Origin of the sequence: Serratia sp. CY32780 (assembly GCF_052169135.1) — a bacterium.
Taxonomy (GTDB): domain Bacteria; phylum Pseudomonadota; class Gammaproteobacteria; order Enterobacterales; family Enterobacteriaceae; genus Serratia; species Serratia sarumanii.
Window position 1 is genome coordinate 1 of sequence record NZ_JBJNLI010000001.1, and the last position, 20,363, is coordinate 20,363.

At 59.6% G+C, this 20,363-nt stretch carries 19 protein-coding genes, 2 tRNA genes and 2 rRNA genes; 15 read left to right on the forward strand and 8 right to left on the reverse strand.

The genetic code is table 11. The annotated features are described in order from the left end of the window. The 4 genes from ACJ8HH_RS00005 to dkgB form a co-directional block, all read left to right on the forward strand. A 23S ribosomal RNA gene (locus ACJ8HH_RS00005) occupies positions 1-233 on the forward strand; the annotation flags it as partial. A 103-nt stretch (positions 234-336) separates the two neighbouring features. Continuing rightward, a 5S ribosomal RNA gene (rrf, locus tag ACJ8HH_RS00010) occupies positions 337-452 on the forward strand. 94 nt (positions 453-546) lie between these two features. Next, a tRNA-Asp gene (locus tag ACJ8HH_RS00015) sits at positions 547-623 on the forward strand. 212 nt (positions 624-835) lie between these two features. After that, positions 836-1,639, forward strand: coding sequence for a 2,5-didehydrogluconate reductase DkgB (gene dkgB / locus ACJ8HH_RS00020; protein WP_033649906.1), 804 nt, complete (start codon positions 836-838; stop codon positions 1,637-1,639). A 43-nt stretch (positions 1,640-1,682) separates the two neighbouring features. On the opposite strand, the gene yafC is transcribed toward dkgB, so the two are convergent. Next, on the reverse strand, positions 1,683-2,570 hold the full coding sequence (yafC, locus tag ACJ8HH_RS00025) for a DNA-binding transcriptional regulator YafC (protein WP_033637190.1): 888 nt from the start codon (positions 2,568-2,570) through the stop codon (positions 1,683-1,685). A gap of 331 nt (positions 2,571-2,901) precedes the next feature. On the opposite strand from yafC, the gene ACJ8HH_RS00030 reads away from it, so the two are divergent. Next, entirely contained in the window at positions 2,902-3,696 is a 795-nt protein-coding gene (locus ACJ8HH_RS00030) for an endonuclease/exonuclease/phosphatase family protein (RefSeq protein ID WP_028127832.1), read from the forward strand. Positions 3,697-3,748: 52 nt separating this feature from the next. Here the strand turns inward: ACJ8HH_RS00030 and mltD are convergent, their stop codons facing one another. After that, a complete protein-coding gene (gene mltD / locus ACJ8HH_RS00035; RefSeq protein WP_033653353.1) occupies positions 3,749-5,134 on the reverse strand; it encodes a murein transglycosylase D in 1,386 nt (461 codons plus the stop codon). Between the two features lie 71 nt (positions 5,135-5,205). Then, positions 5,206-5,961, reverse strand: coding sequence for a hydroxyacylglutathione hydrolase (gene gloB / locus ACJ8HH_RS00040; protein ID WP_060387313.1), 756 nt, complete (start codon positions 5,959-5,961; stop codon positions 5,206-5,208). Positions 5,962-6,005: 44 nt separating this feature from the next. Here gloB and ACJ8HH_RS00045 point away from each other — a divergent pair, with 44 nt between their 5' ends. After that, the gene (locus ACJ8HH_RS00045) at positions 6,006-6,725 is read left to right on the forward strand and encodes a class I SAM-dependent methyltransferase (protein WP_033637192.1); all 720 of its coding nucleotides are present in this window, start codon (positions 6,006-6,008) and stop codon (positions 6,723-6,725) included. On the opposite strand, the gene rnhA is transcribed toward ACJ8HH_RS00045, so the two are convergent. After that, the gene (gene rnhA / locus ACJ8HH_RS00050; protein WP_060451942.1) at positions 6,722-7,189 is read right to left on the reverse strand and encodes a ribonuclease HI; all 468 of its coding nucleotides are present in this window, start codon (positions 7,187-7,189) and stop codon (positions 6,722-6,724) included. The two genes, ACJ8HH_RS00045 and rnhA, sit on opposite strands and share 4 nt — an antisense overlap. Positions 7,190-7,261: 72 nt before the next feature. Between rnhA and dnaQ the strand changes: the two genes are divergently transcribed. Continuing rightward, entirely contained in the window at positions 7,262-8,005 is a 744-nt protein-coding gene (dnaQ, locus tag ACJ8HH_RS00055) for a DNA polymerase III subunit epsilon (protein WP_004930195.1), read from the forward strand. 144 nt (positions 8,006-8,149) lie between these two features. Beyond that, positions 8,150-8,226 (forward strand) — tRNA-Asp (locus ACJ8HH_RS00060). Between the two features lie 104 nt (positions 8,227-8,330). On the opposite strand, the gene ACJ8HH_RS00065 is transcribed toward ACJ8HH_RS00060, so the two are convergent. Further along, positions 8,331-10,571, reverse strand: a complete 2,241-nt coding sequence (locus tag ACJ8HH_RS00065) for a TonB-dependent siderophore receptor (protein ID WP_060451941.1) — start codon at positions 10,569-10,571, stop codon at positions 8,331-8,333. 230 nt (positions 10,572-10,801) lie between these two features. Here ACJ8HH_RS00065 and ACJ8HH_RS00070 point away from each other — a divergent pair, with 230 nt between their 5' ends. From ACJ8HH_RS00070 to hpxK, 4 genes are all read left to right on the forward strand, one after another. Beyond that, positions 10,802-11,680, forward strand: a complete 879-nt coding sequence (locus ACJ8HH_RS00070; RefSeq protein ID WP_060451940.1) for a siderophore-interacting protein — start codon at positions 10,802-10,804, stop codon at positions 11,678-11,680. Positions 11,681-11,816: 136 nt separating this feature from the next. Next, positions 11,817-12,656, forward strand: coding sequence for a MurR/RpiR family transcriptional regulator (locus ACJ8HH_RS00075; RefSeq protein WP_060451939.1), 840 nt, complete (start codon positions 11,817-11,819; stop codon positions 12,654-12,656). 208 nt (positions 12,657-12,864) lie between these two features. Beyond that, positions 12,865-14,109 carry a pyridoxal-phosphate-dependent aminotransferase family protein gene (locus tag ACJ8HH_RS00080; RefSeq protein WP_060437029.1) on the forward strand — a complete coding sequence of 415 codons (1,245 nt, stop codon included), beginning with the start codon at positions 12,865-12,867 and terminating at the stop codon, positions 14,107-14,109. After that, positions 14,106-15,359: an allantoate amidohydrolase gene (gene hpxK / locus ACJ8HH_RS00085; protein WP_060451938.1), complete on the forward strand. Its 1,254-nt coding sequence runs from the start codon at positions 14,106-14,108 to the stop codon at positions 15,357-15,359. The genes ACJ8HH_RS00080 and hpxK overlap by 4 nt, the downstream gene beginning before the upstream one ends. Here hpxK and ACJ8HH_RS00090 read toward each other — a convergent pair. Continuing rightward, positions 15,351-16,124 (reverse strand): amidohydrolase, encoded by a 774-nt coding sequence (locus tag ACJ8HH_RS00090; RefSeq protein ID WP_060387314.1) that lies wholly within the window; start codon positions 16,122-16,124, stop codon positions 15,351-15,353. The two genes, hpxK and ACJ8HH_RS00090, sit on opposite strands and share 9 nt — an antisense overlap. Next, a complete protein-coding gene (locus tag ACJ8HH_RS00095; protein ID WP_039567062.1) occupies positions 16,112-17,272 on the reverse strand; it encodes a pyridoxal phosphate-dependent aminotransferase in 1,161 nt (386 codons plus the stop codon). Before ACJ8HH_RS00095 ends, ACJ8HH_RS00090 begins: the two co-directional genes overlap by 13 nt. 164 nt (positions 17,273-17,436) lie before the next feature. Here ACJ8HH_RS00095 and ACJ8HH_RS00100 point away from each other — a divergent pair, with 164 nt between their 5' ends. The 3 genes from ACJ8HH_RS00100 to ACJ8HH_RS00110 are packed head-to-tail and all read left to right on the forward strand — an operon-like array spanning position 17,437 to position 19,276. Then, on the forward strand, positions 17,437-18,051 hold the full coding sequence (locus ACJ8HH_RS00100) for a methylthioribulose 1-phosphate dehydratase (protein ID WP_060427838.1): 615 nt from the start codon (positions 17,437-17,439) through the stop codon (positions 18,049-18,051). Then, the gene (mtnC, locus tag ACJ8HH_RS00105) at positions 18,048-18,737 is read left to right on the forward strand and encodes an acireductone synthase (RefSeq protein ID WP_049233710.1); all 690 of its coding nucleotides are present in this window, start codon (positions 18,048-18,050) and stop codon (positions 18,735-18,737) included. Before ACJ8HH_RS00100 ends, mtnC begins: the two co-directional genes overlap by 4 nt. After that, the gene (locus tag ACJ8HH_RS00110; protein ID WP_015376726.1) at positions 18,734-19,276 is read left to right on the forward strand and encodes a 1,2-dihydroxy-3-keto-5-methylthiopentene dioxygenase; all 543 of its coding nucleotides are present in this window, start codon (positions 18,734-18,736) and stop codon (positions 19,274-19,276) included. The genes mtnC and ACJ8HH_RS00110 overlap by 4 nt, the downstream gene beginning before the upstream one ends. 17 nt (positions 19,277-19,293) lie before the next feature. On the opposite strand, the gene mtnA is transcribed toward ACJ8HH_RS00110, so the two are convergent. Next, entirely contained in the window at positions 19,294-20,322 is a 1,029-nt protein-coding gene (gene mtnA / locus ACJ8HH_RS00115; RefSeq protein ID WP_060451937.1) for an S-methyl-5-thioribose-1-phosphate isomerase, read from the reverse strand. Positions 20,323-20,363 lie beyond the last annotated feature (41 nt).

Here is a 20,363-nt window from a genome sequence, read left to right on the forward strand (position 1 = left end):
TGAACGCACCACTGGTGTTCGGGTTGTCATGCCAATGGCATTGCCCGGTAGCTAAGTGCGGAAAAGATAAGCGCTGAAAGCATCTAAGCGCGAAACTTGCCTCAAGATGAGTCTTCCCTTGGACTTTGAGTCCACTGAAGGAACGTTTAAGACTAAGACGTTGATAGGCTGGGTGTGTAAGTGCAGCGATGCATTGAGCTAACCAGTACTAATGATCCGTGAGGCTTAACCTTACAACACCGAAGGTGTTTTAGAGACGAAGAGATTTTCAGCGAAGTTCCGAGATTGGTTCTGATGGCGACACGAGAGTGAAGCGGTTGGAATGAAACGAATTTGCCTGGCGGCAATAGCGCGGTGGTCCCACCTGACCCCATGCCGAACTCAGAAGTGAAACGCCGTAGCGCCGATGGTAGTGTGGGGTCTCCCCATGCGAGAGTAGGACACTGCCAGGCATCAAATAAACGTTATCAGCGTGACGACTGGTAATGCGCAAATCGCAGAGCGCGATATTGCCGGCATCGAAAGATGCAACGTAAAAGAATCGGTGGAGCGGTAGTTCAGTTGGTTAGAATACCTGCCTGTCACGCAGGGGGTCGCGGGTTCGAGCCCCGTCCGTTCCGCCACTTAATTGATAAGCCCTGAGTCTCTGACTCAGGGCTTTTTCATATGCAAAATTAATAAAGCCTCGTCGAATTTGTCGCCGTTCCTGCCGCTTCCCTCAATATTGTTGCCTGTTGATCAAAAGTCTTATGCCGAACCTGGCGTTTTTGCTCACTAAAAATATTGCCATACTCTCTCGCATCGCTATTTATCCACTAATGAGAGAGCAAATATTGTGAGCATCCCTGCATTTGGTTTAGGTACTTTTCGCCTTCAGGATCAGGTCGTTATCGACTCTGTGAGCACGGCACTCGAATTGGGCTATCGGGCTATCGATACCGCACAGATCTATGAAAACGAAGCGGCCGTCGGCCAGGCTATCGCCGCTAGCGGTGTGCCGCGTGACGAGTTGTTCATCACAACCAAGATCTGGATCGCGAATCTGGCTAAGGGCGCCTTAATTCCCAGTCTGCGAGATAGCTTGGCCAAGCTGCAGACCCCGTATGTCGATCTGACGCTGATTCACTGGCCATCGCCAAATGATGAGGTGCCTGTCGCAGAGTTTATGGCTGAACTGCTGGAAGCCAAGCGATTGGGGCTGACCCGTCAGATTGGTGTATCTAACTTCACCATCGATCTGATGCAGCAGGCGATTGATGCGGTTGGCGCCGATCAGATTGCGACTAATCAGATCGAACTGTCACCGTTCTTGCAGAATGAAAAAGTGGTGGCGTTCGCACGGCAACATGGTATCGCCATCACCTCTTATATGACGCTGGCGTATGGCAAAGCGTTGCAGGATGAGACGATCAAAAGCATCGCCGCACGTCACAATGCGACGCCGGCACAGGTGGTTCTGGCCTGGGCGTTGAAGCTGGGCTACGCGGTGATCCCTTCTTCGACCAAGCGCGAAAACCTGGAAAGCAACCTGTTAGCGCAGCAACTGACGCTGAGTGACGAAGATATGGCGCAGATTGCGGCGCTTGAAAGCAACGGCCGATTGGTCAGCCCGGAAGGCCTGGCCCCTAACTGGGATTAATCTCTGGACATCATGATGCCAGGCGCCCCAAGAGGGCGCCTTTTTATCGCTTTAGCCGCTCGCTGATAAAATCGATAAAGCTGCGCAGGCGATTACTGACAGCGCTATCGCTGTAGTACACCGCGTTGATCGGCATTTCGAGTGGCAGCGTGTCTCCTACCAGAAGGGGAACCAGGTTCCCGCGTTTGACGTCTTCATCACTCATAAAGTCCGACAGGCAGGCGATGCCGTTGCCGTGCAGGCACAGGTGGCGCTGGGTTTCGCCGCTGTTGGTGGTCAGCCCCGGAACGATCTCCAGTTGTCGACCATCGGCACAGGTCAGCGGCCAGCGGTTCAGGTTGGGCAGATCGTTAAAGCCGATGCAGCAATGGTGCTCCAGGTCGGCTACCGTCTTTGGCGCGCCATATTGCGCCAGGTAGGCGGGGGAGGCCAGGATGCGTCGATAGCTGGCCATCAGCTTGCGCGCTTTCAGCGTAGAGTCCGTCAGCTCGCCGACGCGGATTGCGATATCCACTTTTCGTTCGATCAAATTGATGAAGTTTTCCGAAGAGACCAGCGACAGGGACATTTCCGGATAGCGTTCACGAAACTCGGCGACCAGCGGCGTCAACAGATGCAAGACGACCGGCGTTGCGGCATCGACGCGCAGCAGCCCCTGCGGGCGTTGACGGCTTTCCATCAACGCATTTTCCGCTGCGGCCATATCGCTCAACACTTTCTGCACCTGCCGAAAGTAGTTTTCGCCTTCCTGGGTCAGACTGATTTGGCGTGTCGTGCGGTTGAGCAGGGTTACCCCCAGCTTGCTCTCCAGCTTTTTTACCGTCCGACTGACCACGGAGTTGGCCTGCTGCAGGCGCTCGGCCGCTCTGCTGAAGCTGCCGCTTTCCACTACGGTGACGAAGGTGATGAGCTCGTCCGAATTCGCTTTCATTTTTGCTCCAAAGGCAAACTCTGTTCTAAATTTTTAGCGATTTCGTCATTTAAACACGTCGGAGCATCGTCGTCACCCACAGGAATCTGATTGCGCATATTCCTGTTTCCCCGTCTGCATTTTGCTGGCTCTTTCGCATTTTTCACCTCTGCTGCATCACCTTTACACTGCTATACCCTCAGAAGATTGAAATCGCCGCAGGCGGCCCCTATAACTGAAAAGGTTATGCCTGTAAAAGCCATGCCCTCTGTGCGGGGCAGGCGTATAATCAATTCACCGTTGGCGAAGTCTTCATCGCCAGTTTCATGCTAATGGGTTATAGGCGAATCGCGTGCCGAAACGAACTTATGCAATGAGGTATGTTGCAGGCCAGCCAGTTGAGCGAATCTTTCCTGGCGCCGTTAATCAGCCGTTGCCGCCAGGGGCGGCGCTGCCGACGACCGGCGCCTTGCGCGTTATGGTGTGGAATATTTTCAAACAGCAGCGAGCCGACTGGCTTTCGGTGCTGAAAAACCATGGCAAAGATGCGCAGCTGGTGCTGTTGCAAGAAGCGCAAACTACGCCGGAGCTGGTGAGCTACGCTACCGCCAACTATCTGGCGGCCGATCAGGTGCCGGCCTTTGTGTTGCCGCAGCACCCTTCCGGCGTGATGACGCTGGCGGCCGCTCATCCGGTTTACTGCTGCCCGCTGCGCGAGCGAGAGCCGCTGCTGCGGCTGTCCAAGTCGGCCCTGATCACCGTTTATCCGCTGTATAACGGCGAGCTGTTGATGGTGGTGAACATCCATGCGGTGAACTTTAGTCTGGGAGTCGACGTCTACAGCAAGCAGCTGGGGCCGATCGGCGAGCAGATCGCCAGCCACCGGGGGCCGGTGATCATGGCCGGGGACTTCAACGCCTGGAGCCGCAAACGTATCAATGCCTTGTATGACTTTGCCGGTGAGATGGCGCTGCGCGAAGTGAGCTTCGCCGACGATCACCGCCGTAAGGCTTTTGGCCGCCCGCTGGACTTTGTGTTTTATCGCAATCTTGGGGTCGTAGAGGCGTCGGTACTGGTGACCAGCGCGTCGGATCACAATCCGCTGTTGGTGGAGTTCCACCCGGAAAAAGATTCTCCCGTCTGGTGAATCGCAGGCAATAAAAAAGCACCCCGAAGGGTGCTTTTTTTGTGCCGGAAACTTAGGTGTCCGGCGTCAGCTTGTTGCCGACAAACAGGGTTAACTTCAGACCGGGTTGAAGGCTGTTGCCTTTACCGAGCGTTGAATTCCAACGCATCACGTCGTTAATATCGACGCCGTGACGACGTGCGATACTGGCAAGCGAATCACCTTTACGAACCTGATAGGTAATACTGCTGTTACCGCCAGTATTGCTGGCCACTTGCAGGGTTTGCCCAACTTTTATGGCGCTCTTGGCGCGTAAGTTGTTCCAACTCTGCAAATCGCTGGTCTTAACGTTCAGCCGCTTGGCAATGCCCGATAAGGTGTCGCCGGAGCGTACTTTATACGAACTGCCACCGGTCAAACCGCTGTTCTTCGCCAACTGCGTCGTTGGCTGAGTCACGGCGATCTGGCCATCGGCCAGCGAGTCTTTCAGTTGCTCGGCATGCCCTTTGGGAACCATGATGTAATGGGGCCCGTTGGGTGCCGTAACGCCTTTTTTGTAGCCTGGGTTATACGCTTTCATCTTGGTGACTGAAAGCCCCGCCATCTCAGCCGCCTGAGTCAGCTGGATCTGCTGCCCGACATCGATACGCGCCAGCGCACGGGTTTCATCCGTTTTCGGGAGTTTCACACCGTACTTCTTGCTGTTCTTGATGATGTCGCTCAGCGCCAGCATTTTCGGGACATAGATTGACGTTTCACGCGGAAGCGACAATGCCCAGAAATTGGTTGGCTTACCCTGGCGTTTGTTTGCCTTCACCGCTTGCATCACGCGGCCTTCACCACTGTTATAGGCGGCTACGGTCAGTAACCAGTCGCCGTTAAACATGCGGTTCAAGCGCTGCATCATGTTAAGCGCAGCGGTTGTCGAGGCGACGACATCGCGTCGACCGTCATACCACTGATTGTTTTTCAAACCATAATTGCGACCCGTTTGCGGCACGATTTGCCATAGCCCTGCGGCGTTGGCACTTGACGTGGCGTGGGGGTCAAAAGCGCTCTCCACTATGGGTAGCAGTACCAGTTCCATCGGCATATTACGTTTCTTAATCTGCCCGACTATCCAGTACATGTACGGCTCTGCCCGTAATGTTACATCGTGGAGATAGCTCTTACTTTTTAAGTACTTTCTTTTCTGATCACGGATCCGGGAATTTTCCGGAACCTCCATCTTCAGCTCGTCGCTAATGAAGTTCCACAGGTCCTGTTGCGCGGCGGGACTGTTGTTATCCAACCACCGCGCCGAGCTCGCTCGGCCATTTGCTGTGTACTCTCCTGCTTCACCATCTTGACCAGCCGAAGACAAACTCTGTGCATGCTGTTCTGGCGCCGGTGCGTCCTGCCTGGACGACTGGCAACCCACTAGCAAGACTGAGGCGAGAAATATCGCTTTAGCCTTCATGTGTGTGTCAATGTAGTTGCTTAAAAGACGAGCAATAATACTTTGCTTCGCTAAATAACACAACTAAAAGCTTAGAAGTTATCTTTCCGCAGGCGTAATTCGGAAAAAACTGAATGAAGGCTTTCCGGTGGTGAATTAAAGCCTAATTTCTTTTGTAAATCAGCGTCATGGCAACGTAAAAACAGGTTAATTTTGCGCTCTAATTGCAATGTGGTTGGCACGCTGGCTTGGCCTTTTGCCCTTAACGCTTCAACATGTTGTTGATATGTTTCAATCTCTCGATCTTCCGGCAAAATAGCCCGCGCAAACTTAAGATTTGAAAGAGTATATTCATGCGCGCAGCAAATTAAGGTGTTATCGGGAAGTTGCGCGAGTTGTTGAAATGAGTCGTACATTTGTTTGGCGCTGCCTTCAAACAGCCTGCCGCAGCCGGCGGAGAAAATTGTGTCGCCGCAGAACAGATAAGGGGCACTATAGAATGCCACATGGCCCAACGTATGGCCGGGGACGGCGATAGTCTTGTATTGGCAGCCATCGATGGCAAAGGTGTCGCCGTCGCGTACGATGTGGTTGGCGCCTTTGTCCGCGGTTTCTTGCGGCCCATAGACAGCCAGGCCGGGATATTGCGCCACGATCTGCGCTACACCGCCGACGTGATCGTGATGATGGTGGGTCAGCAGGATCGCCGCCGGCGTCAGCTGCAGGCGCTGCAGCGCTTCGAGCACCGGCTGCGCCTCACCCGGATCGACGATAATGCAGCGCCCCTGCCGGTCATCCAATAACCAAATGTAATTGTCCTGGAAGGCGGGAATGCTGATAAGATTCATGGTGTACCTCTCGTTGGCAACGGCTTGAAAGAAGATAATAAATCATGAAACCAGCCCATACTCTACAAAAGCTCACCGGCCCGCAGTCCTGGGCGGAGCTGCCGTGGGGGGAATATTATCGTGAAGCCCTCGAGCGGCAGTTGCAACCCTGGTGGCCAAAGCTGTTTGGTTTCCATCTGCTGAAGATGGGCATGCTCAGCGCCGAGCTGGCCACGGATAAATGCGCGATTTCCCATCAGGTCAACGTAGGGTTGGAGGGGGAAGGGCTGCAGGTGATCGCCGATGCTTATCAACTGCCGTTTGCCGCCAAGTCGGTGGATGCCTGCCTGTTGGCGCATACGCTGTCCTATGCGGACGATCCGCACCGCATGCTGCGTGAAGTAGACAGGGTGTTGATCGACGATGGCTGGTTGGTTATCAGCAGCTTCAATCCGTTCAGCCTGCTGGGATTGGGCAAACTGGTGCCCGGATTGCGTCGCCGCCAGCCCTATGTCAGCCGCATGTTTACCCAGATGCGGCTGCTGGATTGGCTCAGCCTGCTGAATTATGAGGTGTTGTACCAGGCGCGTTTTCACGTGCTGCCATGGCACCGCAAGGGCGGCAAGTTTTTATGCACTCATTTGCCGGCGCTGGGCTGCATGAGCGTGATTGTGGCGCGCAAACGCACCTTGCCGCTGACGCCCACGCCGATGAAACTGGGGGCGAGAAAACCTTCTCTCAGCCGCGCGGTGGGCGCGACCAAGAGCTATCGCAAACTGCCTTAGGCTTCCGGTTGGTAACCGACGTCTTCCTGCGTCGGCTTACCGGCCGCTTCGCGCGCCAGCACGTCACAACGTTCGTTCTCCGGGTGGCCGGCGTGGCCCTTGACCCATTTCCATTTCACCTCGTGGCGCTGAATGGCCAGATCCAACCGCTGCCACAGATCGACATTCTTGACCGGCTTTTTGTCGGCGGTTTTCCAGCCGCGCTTCTTCCAGTTATGGATCCAGCTGGTGATGCCCTGGCGCACATACTGGCTGTCGGTGCTGAGCGTCACGGCGCAGGGCACGGTCAGCGCTTCCAGCGCCACGATCGCCGCCATCATTTCCATGCGGTTATTGGTGGTCAGACGAAAACCCTCGCTGAAGGTTTTTTCCGTCTGCTTATAGCGTAATATCGCGCCGTAGCCACCGGGGCCGGGGTTGCCAAGGCAGGAGCCGTCGGTGAAAATTTCTACCTGTTTGAGCATCTCTGGTAGACTCTTCCTATCAGTTTTATAAAAGCCAAGTCTGACATAAACGAGCGCTGTGAGCACTGCAATATGATCTCTACAACCACCAGACAGATTGTCCTCGATACCGAAACCACCGGTATGAACAAGCTTGGGGTGCACTACGAAGGGCACCGCATCATCGAAATCGGTGCGGTGGAGGTGATTAACCGCCGCCTGACCGGGCGCAATTTCCACGTTTACATCAAGCCGGACAGGCTGGTGGATCCGGAAGCCTACGGCGTACACGGCATCAGCGACGACTTCCTGGCCGACAAGCCGACCTTCGATCAGGTTGCCGAGGAATTCCTCGACTTTATCCGCGGCGGCGAACTGGTGATCCATAACGCGGCGTTCGATATCGGCTTTATGGATCACGAATTCCGCATGCTGCAGCAGGGCATCCCGAAGACAGAGACCTTCTGCACCATCACCGACAGCCTGCTGATGGCGCGCCGCCTGTTCCCGGGCAAGCGCAACAACCTCGATGCCTTGTGCAGCCGTTATGAGATAGACAACAGCAAGCGTACGCTGCACGGCGCATTGCTCGATGCCGAGATCCTGGCGGAAGTCTATCTGGCGATGACCGGCGGTCAGACCTCGATAGCCTTCCAGATGGAGGGGGATACCCAGCAAAACGACGCTGCACAAGAGATTCAGCGCATTGTCCGCCCGGCGACCGCGATGAAAGTGGTCTACGCCAGCGACGAAGAAGTGAAGGCGCACGAGGCGCGTCTGGATCTGGTGGCGAAGAAGGGCGGCAGCTGCCTGTGGCGCGGAGCGCCGGCCGAATAACGGCGTTTTTGCGTGAAAAAACCTCACCGGATGAACCTTCGTTGAAAAACTGTGCAAACGGTTCATTTGGTGAGAAAAAGGCGTTGACGGAACCGAAAGGCGTCCGTAATATGCGCCTCGTTCCCCCGCAAGAGGGAATGGCGCGGAGCGGTAGTTCAGTTGGTTAGAATACCTGCCTGTCACGCAGGGGGTCGCGGGTTCGAGCCCCGTCCGTTCCGCCACTATTCAGAAGCCCTGAGTTAGCGATAACTCAGGGCTTCGTCGTTTCTGCTCTCTGAAAACGGTGCGGCTCAATGAACGGGGCCGGCAGACCGGCCCCTTATCCTCAGAATAACACCGAGTAGTTCAAGCCGAAGGTGCGTCCACGGCCTTTATAGCTGTACAGCTCAGGCGAACCGTAGGTTGGGCTGTACAGTATCGGCGCGCGTTGGCCCCAAACGGTGGTGTACTCCTTGTCCAGCAGGTTTTCCACGCTGAAGCTGATTTTCCCCACCGGCAGGGCATAGCTGCCGAGGAAATCGAGGGTGTTGTAGCCATCGATCTTGCGGCCCTGAGTGGAATTGGCCTTGGTGTAATCACCGTCGTCCGACACGTCGAAGGTCTGCTGCGACTGTAAGCGCAGATTCCAGTCGCCCGGCGCCCAGCCGACATAGGCGGTGACTTTAGATGGGCTGGCGGTATCCACCACCAGCTTCTTCCATTCGCCGTTGACCTTGGTTTCGGAACGGATAACGTTGAAGTTGGTGCCGGCGCTCCAGTCGCTGTCTTCAAAGAAATAATCCACCGCACCTTCCACCCCGTAGATGCGGCGCTTATCCGCATTGACGTTGATGGTCATGTCGGTTTTGTTGATGGCGATGCTCTTGTCGGACAGCGAGTAGTAGGCGGCGATTTGCGTGCGCAGGTTATCGCCGGTATAGCGCCAGCCCAGCTCGTAAGCATTGACCTTGATGCCTTCCAGCCTGGAGTCGCCGACGTTAACGCTTTTCAGCAGTTGGTAGTGGCCGCCGTTCAGCGCGTAGGTGCCGTTGCCGTAATACTTGCCCGGATCCGGGATCTCGAAGCCCTGAGAGAAGTTGAACCAGGTTTGCTGGCGCTCGGTCAGGTGCGCCAACAGGCCGGCGTTGAACAGCGCATTGTTGTAGTCGGTTTTCCCTCCCGGAATGGCGTCGGCGGAGGCGGCGGCACCGGTAGCGATCGCCTGCTGCTGGTTATAACCGACGAAGTCGTCGATCTTGTTTTCGGTGTACTGGTAACGCACGCCGCCGCTCAGGGTGAAGATCGGGTTGATGTCGTAACTGGCCTGCAGGAACGACGCCAGATTGCTGGTGGTATAGCTCGGGTAGCGGCCGGTGCTGTAGGCGTTCTCCAGCGTCATGCCGCCGGATTGTTGCGCCTTCGCCAGGTTAAAGAACTGTTGGTTGGCGTTGAAGCTCTCATGCTCGGCGTCGATGCCGTAAGTCAGTGTCAGCGCGTCGACAGGTTTGCTGTTTAACGTCAGTTTGCCGCCGTAGAAGTCGGTTTTTTGCTGCGAGGCGCCAATGCTGCTGACGTAATAGTTCGGCGCTTTGCCCGCCAACGTCGGGAACGGGTAGAAGGTCAAGGTTTCGTCGCGGTAATAGACTTGCGCCACCAGGTCCTGGCCGAGGAAATCGGTGTTGGAATACTGCAGGTTGATCAGATGGCGTTCGGTGCCGGGGATACGGTCGGAATTTAAGTTGCCGCTGTTGTTGGCCTTGGCGTTGCCGGTCACCGCCGCGAAGTTTTCTCCCAGGAACAGGCCGTGGTCGCCGTCGGACTGGCTTTTGTAGTATTGGGTGGTCAGCTGCAACTGTTGATGATCGTCGATGTTGAGGGTGCCGGTGCCCATCACATCAAGGCGATCGGAATACTGCAGGCCGGTTTGGGTGTTGTCGATCAGCACCTCGTTGCCTTTGCCGTCATACCAGCCGCCGTAGCGCTGGTAAGAAACGGACAGGCGCCCCGAGGCGTTGTCGTTGCCGCCGCTGACCGCCGCCGCCACGTTCTCGTCGTGATCGTTATGGCCGCCAAAGCCGGTTTTACCGCCGATCTGCAACTCGACCTGCTGTTCCGGTTGCCCCTTTTTGGTGACGATGTTGATCAGGCCGCCGGTGCTGCCGCCGCCGTACAGCGATGTCGCGCCGGAAATCACCTCAATATGATCGATATTGAACGGATCGATAGAATCCAATTGGCGGCTGTCGCTGCGCGATGAGTTCAGGCGTACGCCGTCGATCATCACCATCATCGAACGGCCGCGCATATTCATGCCATAGTTGGTGCGGCCCTGGCCGCTGACGTCCATGCCGGGGATCAGCTGCGCCAACATGTCCTTGATCTCTTTGCCGCCCTGGACCTGCTGTTCGATCTCCTGGCTTTCGATGACCCAAATGGTCTGCGCCATTTCCGCCACGCTGCGGTGTGAACGGCTGGCGGAGACCACCAACTGCTCTTCGTTGCCGGTTTTCTGATCTTCTGCCCAAGCCGCCGGCGCAAGCATTGCCAGCAGACAAGGGTTCAATACCCAAAGGTGTTTGCGTTTCATCGTTATTTCCCAGGTGATTTTGTTATTACTCTATTTTTGAGAATGCTTCTTTTATCAATAACGTTTCTTGTTATCAATAAAATCATGATATGATTTTTTGCGATACATTAACGTAATTAATTAGTTTTATTAACATTTTATCCGCTGCGCGATCGCGCGCCCCACGCCGTCAACGCGGCAGCCGATCGGCTATACGTACAAGCGACAGCCGTTGCCGGAGAATTGAGAACATGTCCGCCAGCTACAGAATTTTTGATATCACCCTGAAAAGCAAAACGCTGATTTCGCCTTCGCTGGTGCGCTGCGTGTTTGAAGGTGCGGATATTCATCGGATGAAGCTTGAAGCGCCGGATCAGCGCATCAAACTGTTGTTCCCGGCGGCGGACGGCCAGAGCCCGCAGTTGGCCAACGGCCCGGATTGGTACGGCGATTACATGGCGATCCCCAAAGAACAACGGCCGGTGATGCGCACCTATACGCTGCGTGCGCTGCGCCGTGAGCAGAATCAGATGGACGTCGAATTCGTGCTGCATGGTGTGAACGGCCCGGCTTCCGCCTGGGCGACCCACGCCGAGCCGGGTGACGCCATTCAGACGGTCGCGCCCAACGGCGAGTTCGGCGGCGACAGCGGCGGCTACGAATGGGCGCCGCCGGCGCAGTTGCAGCAGGCGCTATTGATCGCCGATGAGACGGCGGTGCCGGCGGCGATGGGCATTCTGGAGCAGCTGGCGCAGCAGACCAATCCGCCGCGGGTGCAGGCGTTCTTCGAAGTGCCGGTGGCGGGGGATTGCCTGGATTTGGCCCGTTTCCCGTTCGCCGAGGTTTACTGGCTGCCGCGCGACGTGGGCCGCCAGTTGGCGCACGGTACGCTGCTGGTGGAAGCGGTGCGCCAGCGGGTCGATATCCCCGCGTCGGCGTGTGCGCAGGCGCAGTCCCTGGCGGAAAGCAGCCTGAGCGATGAGGTGCTGTGGGAGCGGGCGGCCGGCGGCAACGCTTTTTATGCCTGGGTGGCGGCCGAGTCTTCCACGGTGAAAACGCTGCGGCGTTATCTGATCGGCGAACGCGATCTGGATCGCGCTACCGTCAACTTCATGGCCTATTGGTGCTGAACGCGCGGCCCTTTTCCGGCATTGACGCGGGAGAAGGGCATGCCGCTGCCATTCCCCACCAACGAATAATCGCTTGCCAGCGGGTAGTTCGACCGTGTTATGTTCCGCTGAAACGAAGGTTACAGCGAGAACGATAATGCAACGGTTCGACGAACGCCTGCGCCGCGACTACCCACAGTTGACGCCGCAGGAGCAGCGGGTGGCCAACTTCATCTTCGATCACTATGACGATTTGATCGGCTACAACAGCGCCGAGCTGGCGCGTCTGAGTGGCGTTTCCAAAGCCACGGTCAGCCGCTTGTTCAAACGGCTGGGCTACCCCAACTACCGCGCCATGCGCGATGAGCTGCGCACCCTGCGCCAAAGCGGCATGCCGCTGACCGACAGCCGCGATGCGGTGCAGGGCGATACGCTGTTGGCGCGGCACTGTAAGCAGGAAATGGCCAACCTCACCCGCTGGGTAAAGCAGATCGATGCGGTACAGTTCAGCGCGGCGATCGCCGCACTGGCGCAGGCGCGAAGCGTGATGCTGCTGGGGCTGCGCAACAGCTATCCGGTGGCGATGCACCTGCGCCAGCAGCTGATGCAGGTGCGGGAGCAGGTGCTGCTGGCGCCGCAGCCGGGGCAAACGCTGGCGGAAGATCTGGCGGGGCTGACGCCGCAGGACATGGCGGTGGTGGTGGCGTTCCGTCGCCGGCCGCGCCAGATAAAGGCGCTGCTGGCGCTGTTGCAAAGCCGCGGGGTGCTGACGCTGCTGATCTGCGAACCGCAGGCGCAGGCGTTGTTCCCACTGGCCAACTGGCACTTGACCGTGCCGCTCGACAGCGTGTCGGCGTTCGACAGCTATGCCGCCGCCATGAGCCTGGCCAGCCTGCTCAGCAATGCGTTGCTGCATGAGCAGCTGGCGCAGGGGCGGCAGCGCATTCACCACGTCGCCGAACTGTTCCAGGCGCTGGACGAACTGGAGCTGCGTTAAGCGCGGCAGGCCATTTCCCTTCCTGCACCTTCCGCCGTTTAAGACGGATCGGTCACCTTATTATGTTACTTTGGTTTCATTAATTGATCATAAGAATCTTTTGTTTCAACTGAATTCCTATCGGGAGTAGGCTGTTGGGCAGCAAACAAACGTCATGTCGACGCTGAAGGCATAACTCAATAACTTACTAAGCTGACAGGGAATGAACATGTTGGATATCTCGCAATTCGATCAGATTAACCCGCCGGCGCGCCTGCTGATGGGGCCGGGGCCGATCAACGCCGATCCGCGCGTGCTGCGCGCCATGTCGAGCCAGCTGATCGGCCAGTACGATCCGGCGATGACCGGTTACATGAATCAGGTCATGGCGCTGTATCGCGCGCTGTTCCGCACCGAAAACCGCTGGACGATGCTGGTGGATGGCACCTCGCGCGCCGGCATCGAAGCGCTGCTGGTTTCCGCCATTCGGCCGGGCGATAAGGTGCTGGTGCCGGTCTTCGGCCGTTTCGGGCATCTGCTGTGCGAGATTGCCCGCCGTTGCCGCGCCGAGGTGCACACGATTGAGGCGCCGTGGGGCGAGGTGTTCAGCGCCGATCGCATCGAAGACGCGATCAAGCGTGTGCGCCCGCGCCTGCTGCTGACGGTGCAGGGCGACACCTCCACCACCATGCTGCAGCCGCTGGATGAGCTGGGCGATATCTGCCGCCGCCACGGCGTGCTGTTCTACACCGATGCGACGGCTTCCTTCGGCGGCAATCCGCTGGAGACCGATGCCTGGGGGCTGGATGCGGTCTCCGCCGGGCTGCAGAAGTGCCTGGGCGGCCCCTCCGGCAGCTCGCCGGTCACCCTCAGCCCGCAGTTTGAAGAGGCAGTGCGCCGCCGTAAATGCGTGGAGGCGGGGATCCGCACCGCCGAGCATGCCGACGGCGACGACGAGATGATTTACTCCAACTATTTCGACATCGGCATGATCATGGATTATTGGGGGCCGGAGCGCCTCAATCACCATACCGAAGCCACCAGCATGCTGTTCGCGGCGCGAGAATGCGCGCGGGTGATCCTTGAAGAAGGGCTGGATCAGGCCATCGTCCGCCACCGGCTGCATGGCGCGGCGATGCTGGCGGGCATCCGGGGCATGGGGCTGGCGGTGTTCGGCGATCTCGAACACCGCATGAATAACGTGCTCGGCGTGATGATCCCGCCGCAGGTGCATGGCGAACTGGTGCGGCAGATGATGCTGAACGACTTTGGCATCGAAATCGGCACCTCGTTCGGCCCGCTGCAGGGCAAGATCTGGCGTATCGGCACCATGGGCTACAACGCGCGCAAAGATTGCGTGCTGCAAACGCTGGCGGCGCTGGAGGCGGTGTTGAACCGTCTCGGCTTCGCCAGCAAGCAGGGCGAGGCGTTGCAGGCCGCCTGGAACGTTTATGACGCAGGCAAGCGTGGATGACGCCGCTGGAGGCGCAGCAGGCTGCCGCACGGGTGATGGCGCGCTGTGACGAGCTGGCGGCGATCAGCGCAGAGCCCGATCGGCTGACGCGTCTTTATCTCTCTGCCGAACATAAGCGCGCCAATCGCCTGGTCGGGGAGTGGATGCGTGAGAGCGGCATGCAGGTTTGGCAGGACAGCGTCGGTAATATCTGCGGCCGTTATGAAGGGCTAACGCCCGGCGCCTCCGCACTGCTGCTCGGTTCGCATCTGGACACGGTGCGTAATGCCGGGCGCTATGACGGCATGCTCGGCGTGCTCACAGCGCTGGAAACGGTGGCGCACTATCACCGTCAGGGGCATCGATTACCGCTGGCGCTGGAGGTGATCGGCTTTGCCGACGAGGAGGGCGCGCGCTTTGGCGTCACGCTGCTCGGCAGCCGCGGCCTGACCGGCCAGTGGCCCGCAGAGTGGCTGACGCGTACCGATGCCGATGGCGTGAGCATAGCGCAGGCGATGCACGACTTTGGGCTGGATCCGGCGGCGATCGCGCAGGCGCGTCGCGCACCAAACGAAATTCGCGCCTATCTCGAATTACATATCGAACAGGGGCCGTGCCTGGAGGCGGTCGATTTGGCGCTGGGCGTAGTGACGGCGATCAATGGCGCGCGCCGACTTAACTGCACTTTCAGCGGCGAGGCGGGCCACGCCGGCACGGTGCCTATGGTGCAGCGCAAAGACGCGTTGGCGGCCGCAGCGGAATGGATGATGGCGGTCGAAACGCTGACCCGCGCCGCCGATCCGCATTTGGTGGCCACCGTGGGGTGTATTGAATGCCTGCCGGGCGCGGTCAATGTGATCCCCGGCGAGGTGAAATTGACGCTCGACGTGCGCGGCCCGCAGGATGCGCCGCTGGCGGCGCTGTTGACGGCGTTGCTGGCGCAGGCGCAGACGATCTGCGCGCGCCGCGGCGTGCGCTTCGCCAGCGAGGAGTTTTACCGCATTGACGCCACCGCCTGTGATAGCGATCTGCAGCAATGCTGGCAGGCGGCCGTCGAGCAGGTACAGGGACGGAGCCTGGCGCTGCCGAGCGGTGCCGGGCACGACGCCATCGCCGTGGCGGCGCAATGGCCGGTCGGCATGTTGTTCGTGCGTTGCGCCGGCGGCGTCAGCCATCATCCGGCCGAAGCGGTGCGGCAGGCGGACGTGGCGCTGGCGATCCAGGCCTATTGCCTGACGATCGCCGGCTGGGAAAAGGGGGAGTCAGTCTAAACGCAGAAAGCTGTCGGCGTCGCGCCAGGCCGGGAAGGCGCTGCGGTAACTCTGCAGGGTTTCCAGCGACAGCTCGGCGTCCAGCCGCGTGGCCGCGCCTGGCTCCGCATCCGCCAGGATCTCGCCCTGAGGGCTGATGATCAGGCTGTCGCCGCTGTAGCTCAGGCCGTTGGGATCGTCGCCCACCCGGTTGCAGCCCGCCACATACACCTGGTTTTCAATCGCCCGCGCCGCCAGCAGCGTTTGCCAATGGTGACTGCGCGGCGCCGGCCAGTTGGCGACGTATAGCGCCAGATCGTAATCCTGCTGATAGCGCGCCCAAACCGGGAAACGCAGGTCGTAGCAGATCTGCGGCAGGATGCGCCAGCCGCGCCATTCGAAGATTTCACGCCGGTTGCCGGCCCGGTAGTGCAGGTGTTCGCCGGCCATGCGGAACAGGTGGCGTTTGTCATAGGCATGCACCTGGCCACCCGGCTCCACCAGCAGGAAACGGTTGACCGCGCCCTCGTCGGTTTTCAGCGCCACGCTGCCGCCGATTAACGCGTGGCTTTTCACCGCCCAACCGTGCAGCCAGTCGATCACCTGCTGTTCGGGCAGGGCGCTCTCGCCGGCATCCATGGCGAAGCCGGTGGTGAACATCTCCGGCAAGACGATGAGATCGCGGCCGGCGATCGGCGCCAGCAACGCGTCGAAGGCGGCCAGATTGGCGAGGCCGTCGCGCCAGACCAAAGGTTGCTGCAACAGGGTAATTTTTAAAGTCGACATAACCGCTCCGCAGCTGCATCCAGCGTGGCGTCCTGTTTAGCGAAGCACAGCCGGATCAATTTATGGGGGAAAGGATCGGCACAGAAGACCGACAGCGGAATGGCCGCCACGCCCACGTGCTCGGTTAACCAATGGCAGAACGCCACATCGTCCAGATCGGAGATGGCGCCGTAGTCCGCCAGCAAGAAGTATGTACCCGCGCAGGGTAAAATTTCCAGTCGGCTGCTCGCCAGCGCCTGCACAAAGCGGTCGCGTTTGGCGCGATAGAACGCCGGCAGCTGTCGCCAGTGCTCCGGCTCGGCGCGCAGGCTATCCGCCAGCGCCAGCTGGGCCGGGGTATTGACCGAAAAGGTCAGGTATTGATGCACTTTGCGCACCTCGGCGCTCAGCGCGGCGGGTGCCACGCAATAGCCCACTTTCCAACCGGTCATGTGGAAGGTTTTACCGAAAGAGGACACCGCGATCGCGCGTTGGCGCAGCTGCGGGTGGGCCAGCACGCTGGCGTGGCCGCCTTTGGCGAAGCAGATGTGTTCGTAAACCTCGTCGCTGAGCACGTAGATTTCGCGTTCGGCGATAGCGTGCCACAGCTGCTGCATGTCTTCCGCCTGCCAAGCGGTGGCGGACGGGTTGTGCGGCGTGTTGACGATCACCAGGCGGGTGCGCGGCGACAGCGCGGCGGCGAACGCTGGCCAATCCACGGCAAACGCGGGCGGCTGCAGGGCGATGCGTTTGAGTATGCCGCCGGCCAACGTCACCGCCGGCGCATAGCTGTCGTAGCTGGGATCGAAACAGACCACCTCGTCGCCGGGGCGCACCAGCGCGCTGATGGCGGCGAACAGCGCTTCGGTGGCGCCGGCGGTGACGGTCACTTCGCTGCCGGCGTCCGGCTGCCAGCCATACAGCTCGGCGGTTTTGTCGGCGATGGCTTCGCGCAGCGGCGCCACGCCGGTCATCGGCGCATATTGGTTGGCGCCCTGGGCGACGTGCCAGGCCAAGCGTTCTTTCAGGTAGTCCGGGCCGTCGAAATCGGGGAAGCCCTGCGACAGGTTGATCGCCTGGTGCTGCTGCGCCAGCGCGCTCATCTGGGTAAAGATGGTGGTGCCCAGCGAGGGCAGTTTGCTTTCGGGAATCAATGCGGAAGTGCTCATAGCGGGTGAATACTCCTGGCGCTTATATTGCCGTCAATATAACACGATGCTAGTATTTGGCAATCAAGACGCTTAGATGGCTAAATGCGAAAAAGTGCTTAGCCCGCCACGCGGCAGGCCAAGCCTCATCTGCCGGCCGCCTTACCGAACGGGAAACGATAATAATGACGGAGAATCCGCAACTTACCGCATTGCTGGCGGCCTGCCACTGGATTGGCGACAAAGGCTGGTGCCCGGCGACCGGCGGCAACATGTCGCTGCGCCTGGACGAACGTCAGTGCCTGGTCACCGAGTCCGGCAAAGACAAGGGTAGCCTGAGCGCCGCCGATTTTCTGCGGGTGGATATTGCCGACAATCATGTGCCGAGCGGCCGCACGCCGTCGGCGGAGACCGGGCTGCATACGCTGCTCTATCGCCTGTCTGCGCATATCGGCGCGGTGCTGCATACCCATTCTGTCAACGCTACCGTCCTGTCGCGGGTGGAACGCGGTGATGCGCTGGTGCTGCAGGGGTACGAAATGCAGAAGTCGCTGGCCGGCCAGCGCAGCCACCTGGACAGCGTGGCGATCCCCATATTCGACAACGATCAGGATATCCCTCGGCTGGCGGCGCGCGTGGCGGCCTATGCCGAGGCCACGCCGCTGCAATACGGCTTTCTGGTGCGCGGCCACGGTCTGTATTGCTGGGGAAGCCAGGTGGCGGAAGCTCGCCGCCATCTTGAAGGGCTGGAATTCTTGTTCCAGTGTGAACTGCAACGCCGTTTACTGGAGGCGAAATGATCCGCGCCATCGTGACTGATATTGAAGGCACCACCAGCGATATTCGCTTCGTGCATCAGGTACTGTTTCCTTACGCCCGCGAACGGCTGGCGGATTTTGTGCGCCGCCATGCCGCTGAGAGCGAAGTCGCCGCACCGCTGGCGGCGCTGCGCGCTGAAATTGGCCAACCGCAGGCCGATCTCGACGTGCTGATCGCCGCGCTGTACCGCTTTATGGATGAAGACCGCAAATCCACCGCACTCAAGGCGCTGCAGGGCATCATCTGGCGCAGCGGCTACCGCGAGGGTGATTTCCGCGGGCATCTGTATCCGGAAGTCGCAGGGCAGTTGGCCGCCTGGCAGCGGCAGGGGGTGAAGCTCTACGTCTATTCCTCCGGGTCGGTGGAGGCGCAGAAGCTGTTGTTCGGCCACAGCGACGCGGGCGATCTGCAGCCGCTGTTCAGTGGCTATTTCGATACGCACGTCGGCGCCAAGCGTGAAACCGCGTCGTACCGCAACATCGCGCAGGCTATCGGCATCGCGCCCGACGAGCTGCTGTTTTTGTCCGACATCCGCCAGGAGCTGGATGCGGCGCAGGCCGCCGGCTGGCATACCTGCCAGCTGATCCGCGATGAGGCGGACGCGCAGAGCCGGCATCCGCAGGTTAACCGTTTTGATCGTATCGATTTAGGGGAGTTCGTCTCATGAGTGGATTGACCATTTTCAGCGATACAGCGCCGCAGCAACCGCTGTGGCAGAGCCGTGATGCGCAGGAGATCCAGCGGCAGTTGGCGCAGATTGGCGTGCGCTTTGAGCGCTGGCAGGCGGATCGCGAGCTGGGCGACAATCCGCAGCCGGAGGCGGTGATCGCGGCCTACCAGCATGAGATCGATCGGCTGGTGGCGGAAAAGGGTTACCAGAGCTGGGACGTGATCAGCATGCGGCCGGACCATGAGCAGCGCCAGGCGCTGCGTGAAAAATTCCTGTCCGAACATACGCACGGCGAAGATGAAGTGCGCTTTTTCGTCGAGGGCGCAGGGCTGTTTTGCCTGCATCTGGACGGCAAGATCTTCCAGATCCTGTGTGAAAAGAACGATCTGATCTCGGTGCCGGCCAACACCCGGCACTGGTTCGATATGGGCTCGGCCCCGCATTTCACCGCGATCCGGGTGTTCGACAACCCGGAAGGCTGGGTGGCGCATTTCACCGGCGACAAGATCGCCGATGCTTATCCGCGTTTGGACTGAGTGCCGATGGGCGGGCGTTAACCCAACGCCCGCTGGAAAATCCCCGCTTCAACCTGCTGCGGCGTAATCACGCCGCTGTCGAATATCCATCCGCTGATGAGCTTCGCCGGCGTGACGTCGAACGCCGGATTGTAGACCGGCGCATCGTTCGGCGCCCACTGGCAGGCGCCGAAGCTACCTGAAACGCCGGTGACTTCGGCCGCCGCGCGCTGCTCGATCGGGATGGCTGCGCCGTCCGGGCAGTGCGGATCGTGGGTGGTGTGCGGGGCGGCCACGTAGAACGGGATGCCGTGATAGTGCGCCAGCACCGCCAGGCTGTAGGTGCCAATCTTGTTGGCGACGTCGCCGTTGGCGGCGATGCGATCCGCGCCGACCCATACCGCATCGACCTGGCCCTGCGCCATCAGGCTGGCGGCCATCGAATCGCAGATCAGGCGATAGGGAATGCCCAGCTCGCCCAATTCCCAGGCGGTCAGACGGCCGCCCTGCAGCAGCGGCCGGGTTTCATCGACCCATACCTGTTGCACTTTGCCCTGCCGGTGGGCGTGCAGCAGCACGCCGATGGCGGTGCCGACGCCGGCGGTGGCCAATCCGCCGGTATTGCAGTGGGTCAGCAGGCGGCTGCCGGGCTTGACCAGCCCAGCGCCGTGATCGGCGATGCGATCGCACAGCCGGCGATCTTCTTCCACCAGCCGCAGCGCTTCGTTCACCATCGCCGGCGCCCAGTCAGGCTCCGCCAGCGCCAGCTTCATGCGATCCAGATTATTCATCAGGTTGACCGCCGTCGGGCGAGCGGCGCGCAGCGTGTGCAGCGCCCGCTCCAGCTCGGCGCGCGGCAGACCGCGTTCCGCCAGCAGCGCCAGCAGCAGGCTGGCGGACAGCCCGATCAGCGGCGCGCCGCGCACCCGCAGGCTGTGAATGTGTCCGACCAGTTCCTCCACGCTGTCGCAGGCGTGCCACCGCTTTTCCTGCGGCAGGGCTTGCTGATCGAGGATCCAAAGGCGGTTGTCCTGCAGGGTCAAGCTGGTGGTGTTAAGCGCTTGCATCGGCGGTTAATTCCTTGTTGCGTGGTTATTGCATCTGAAAC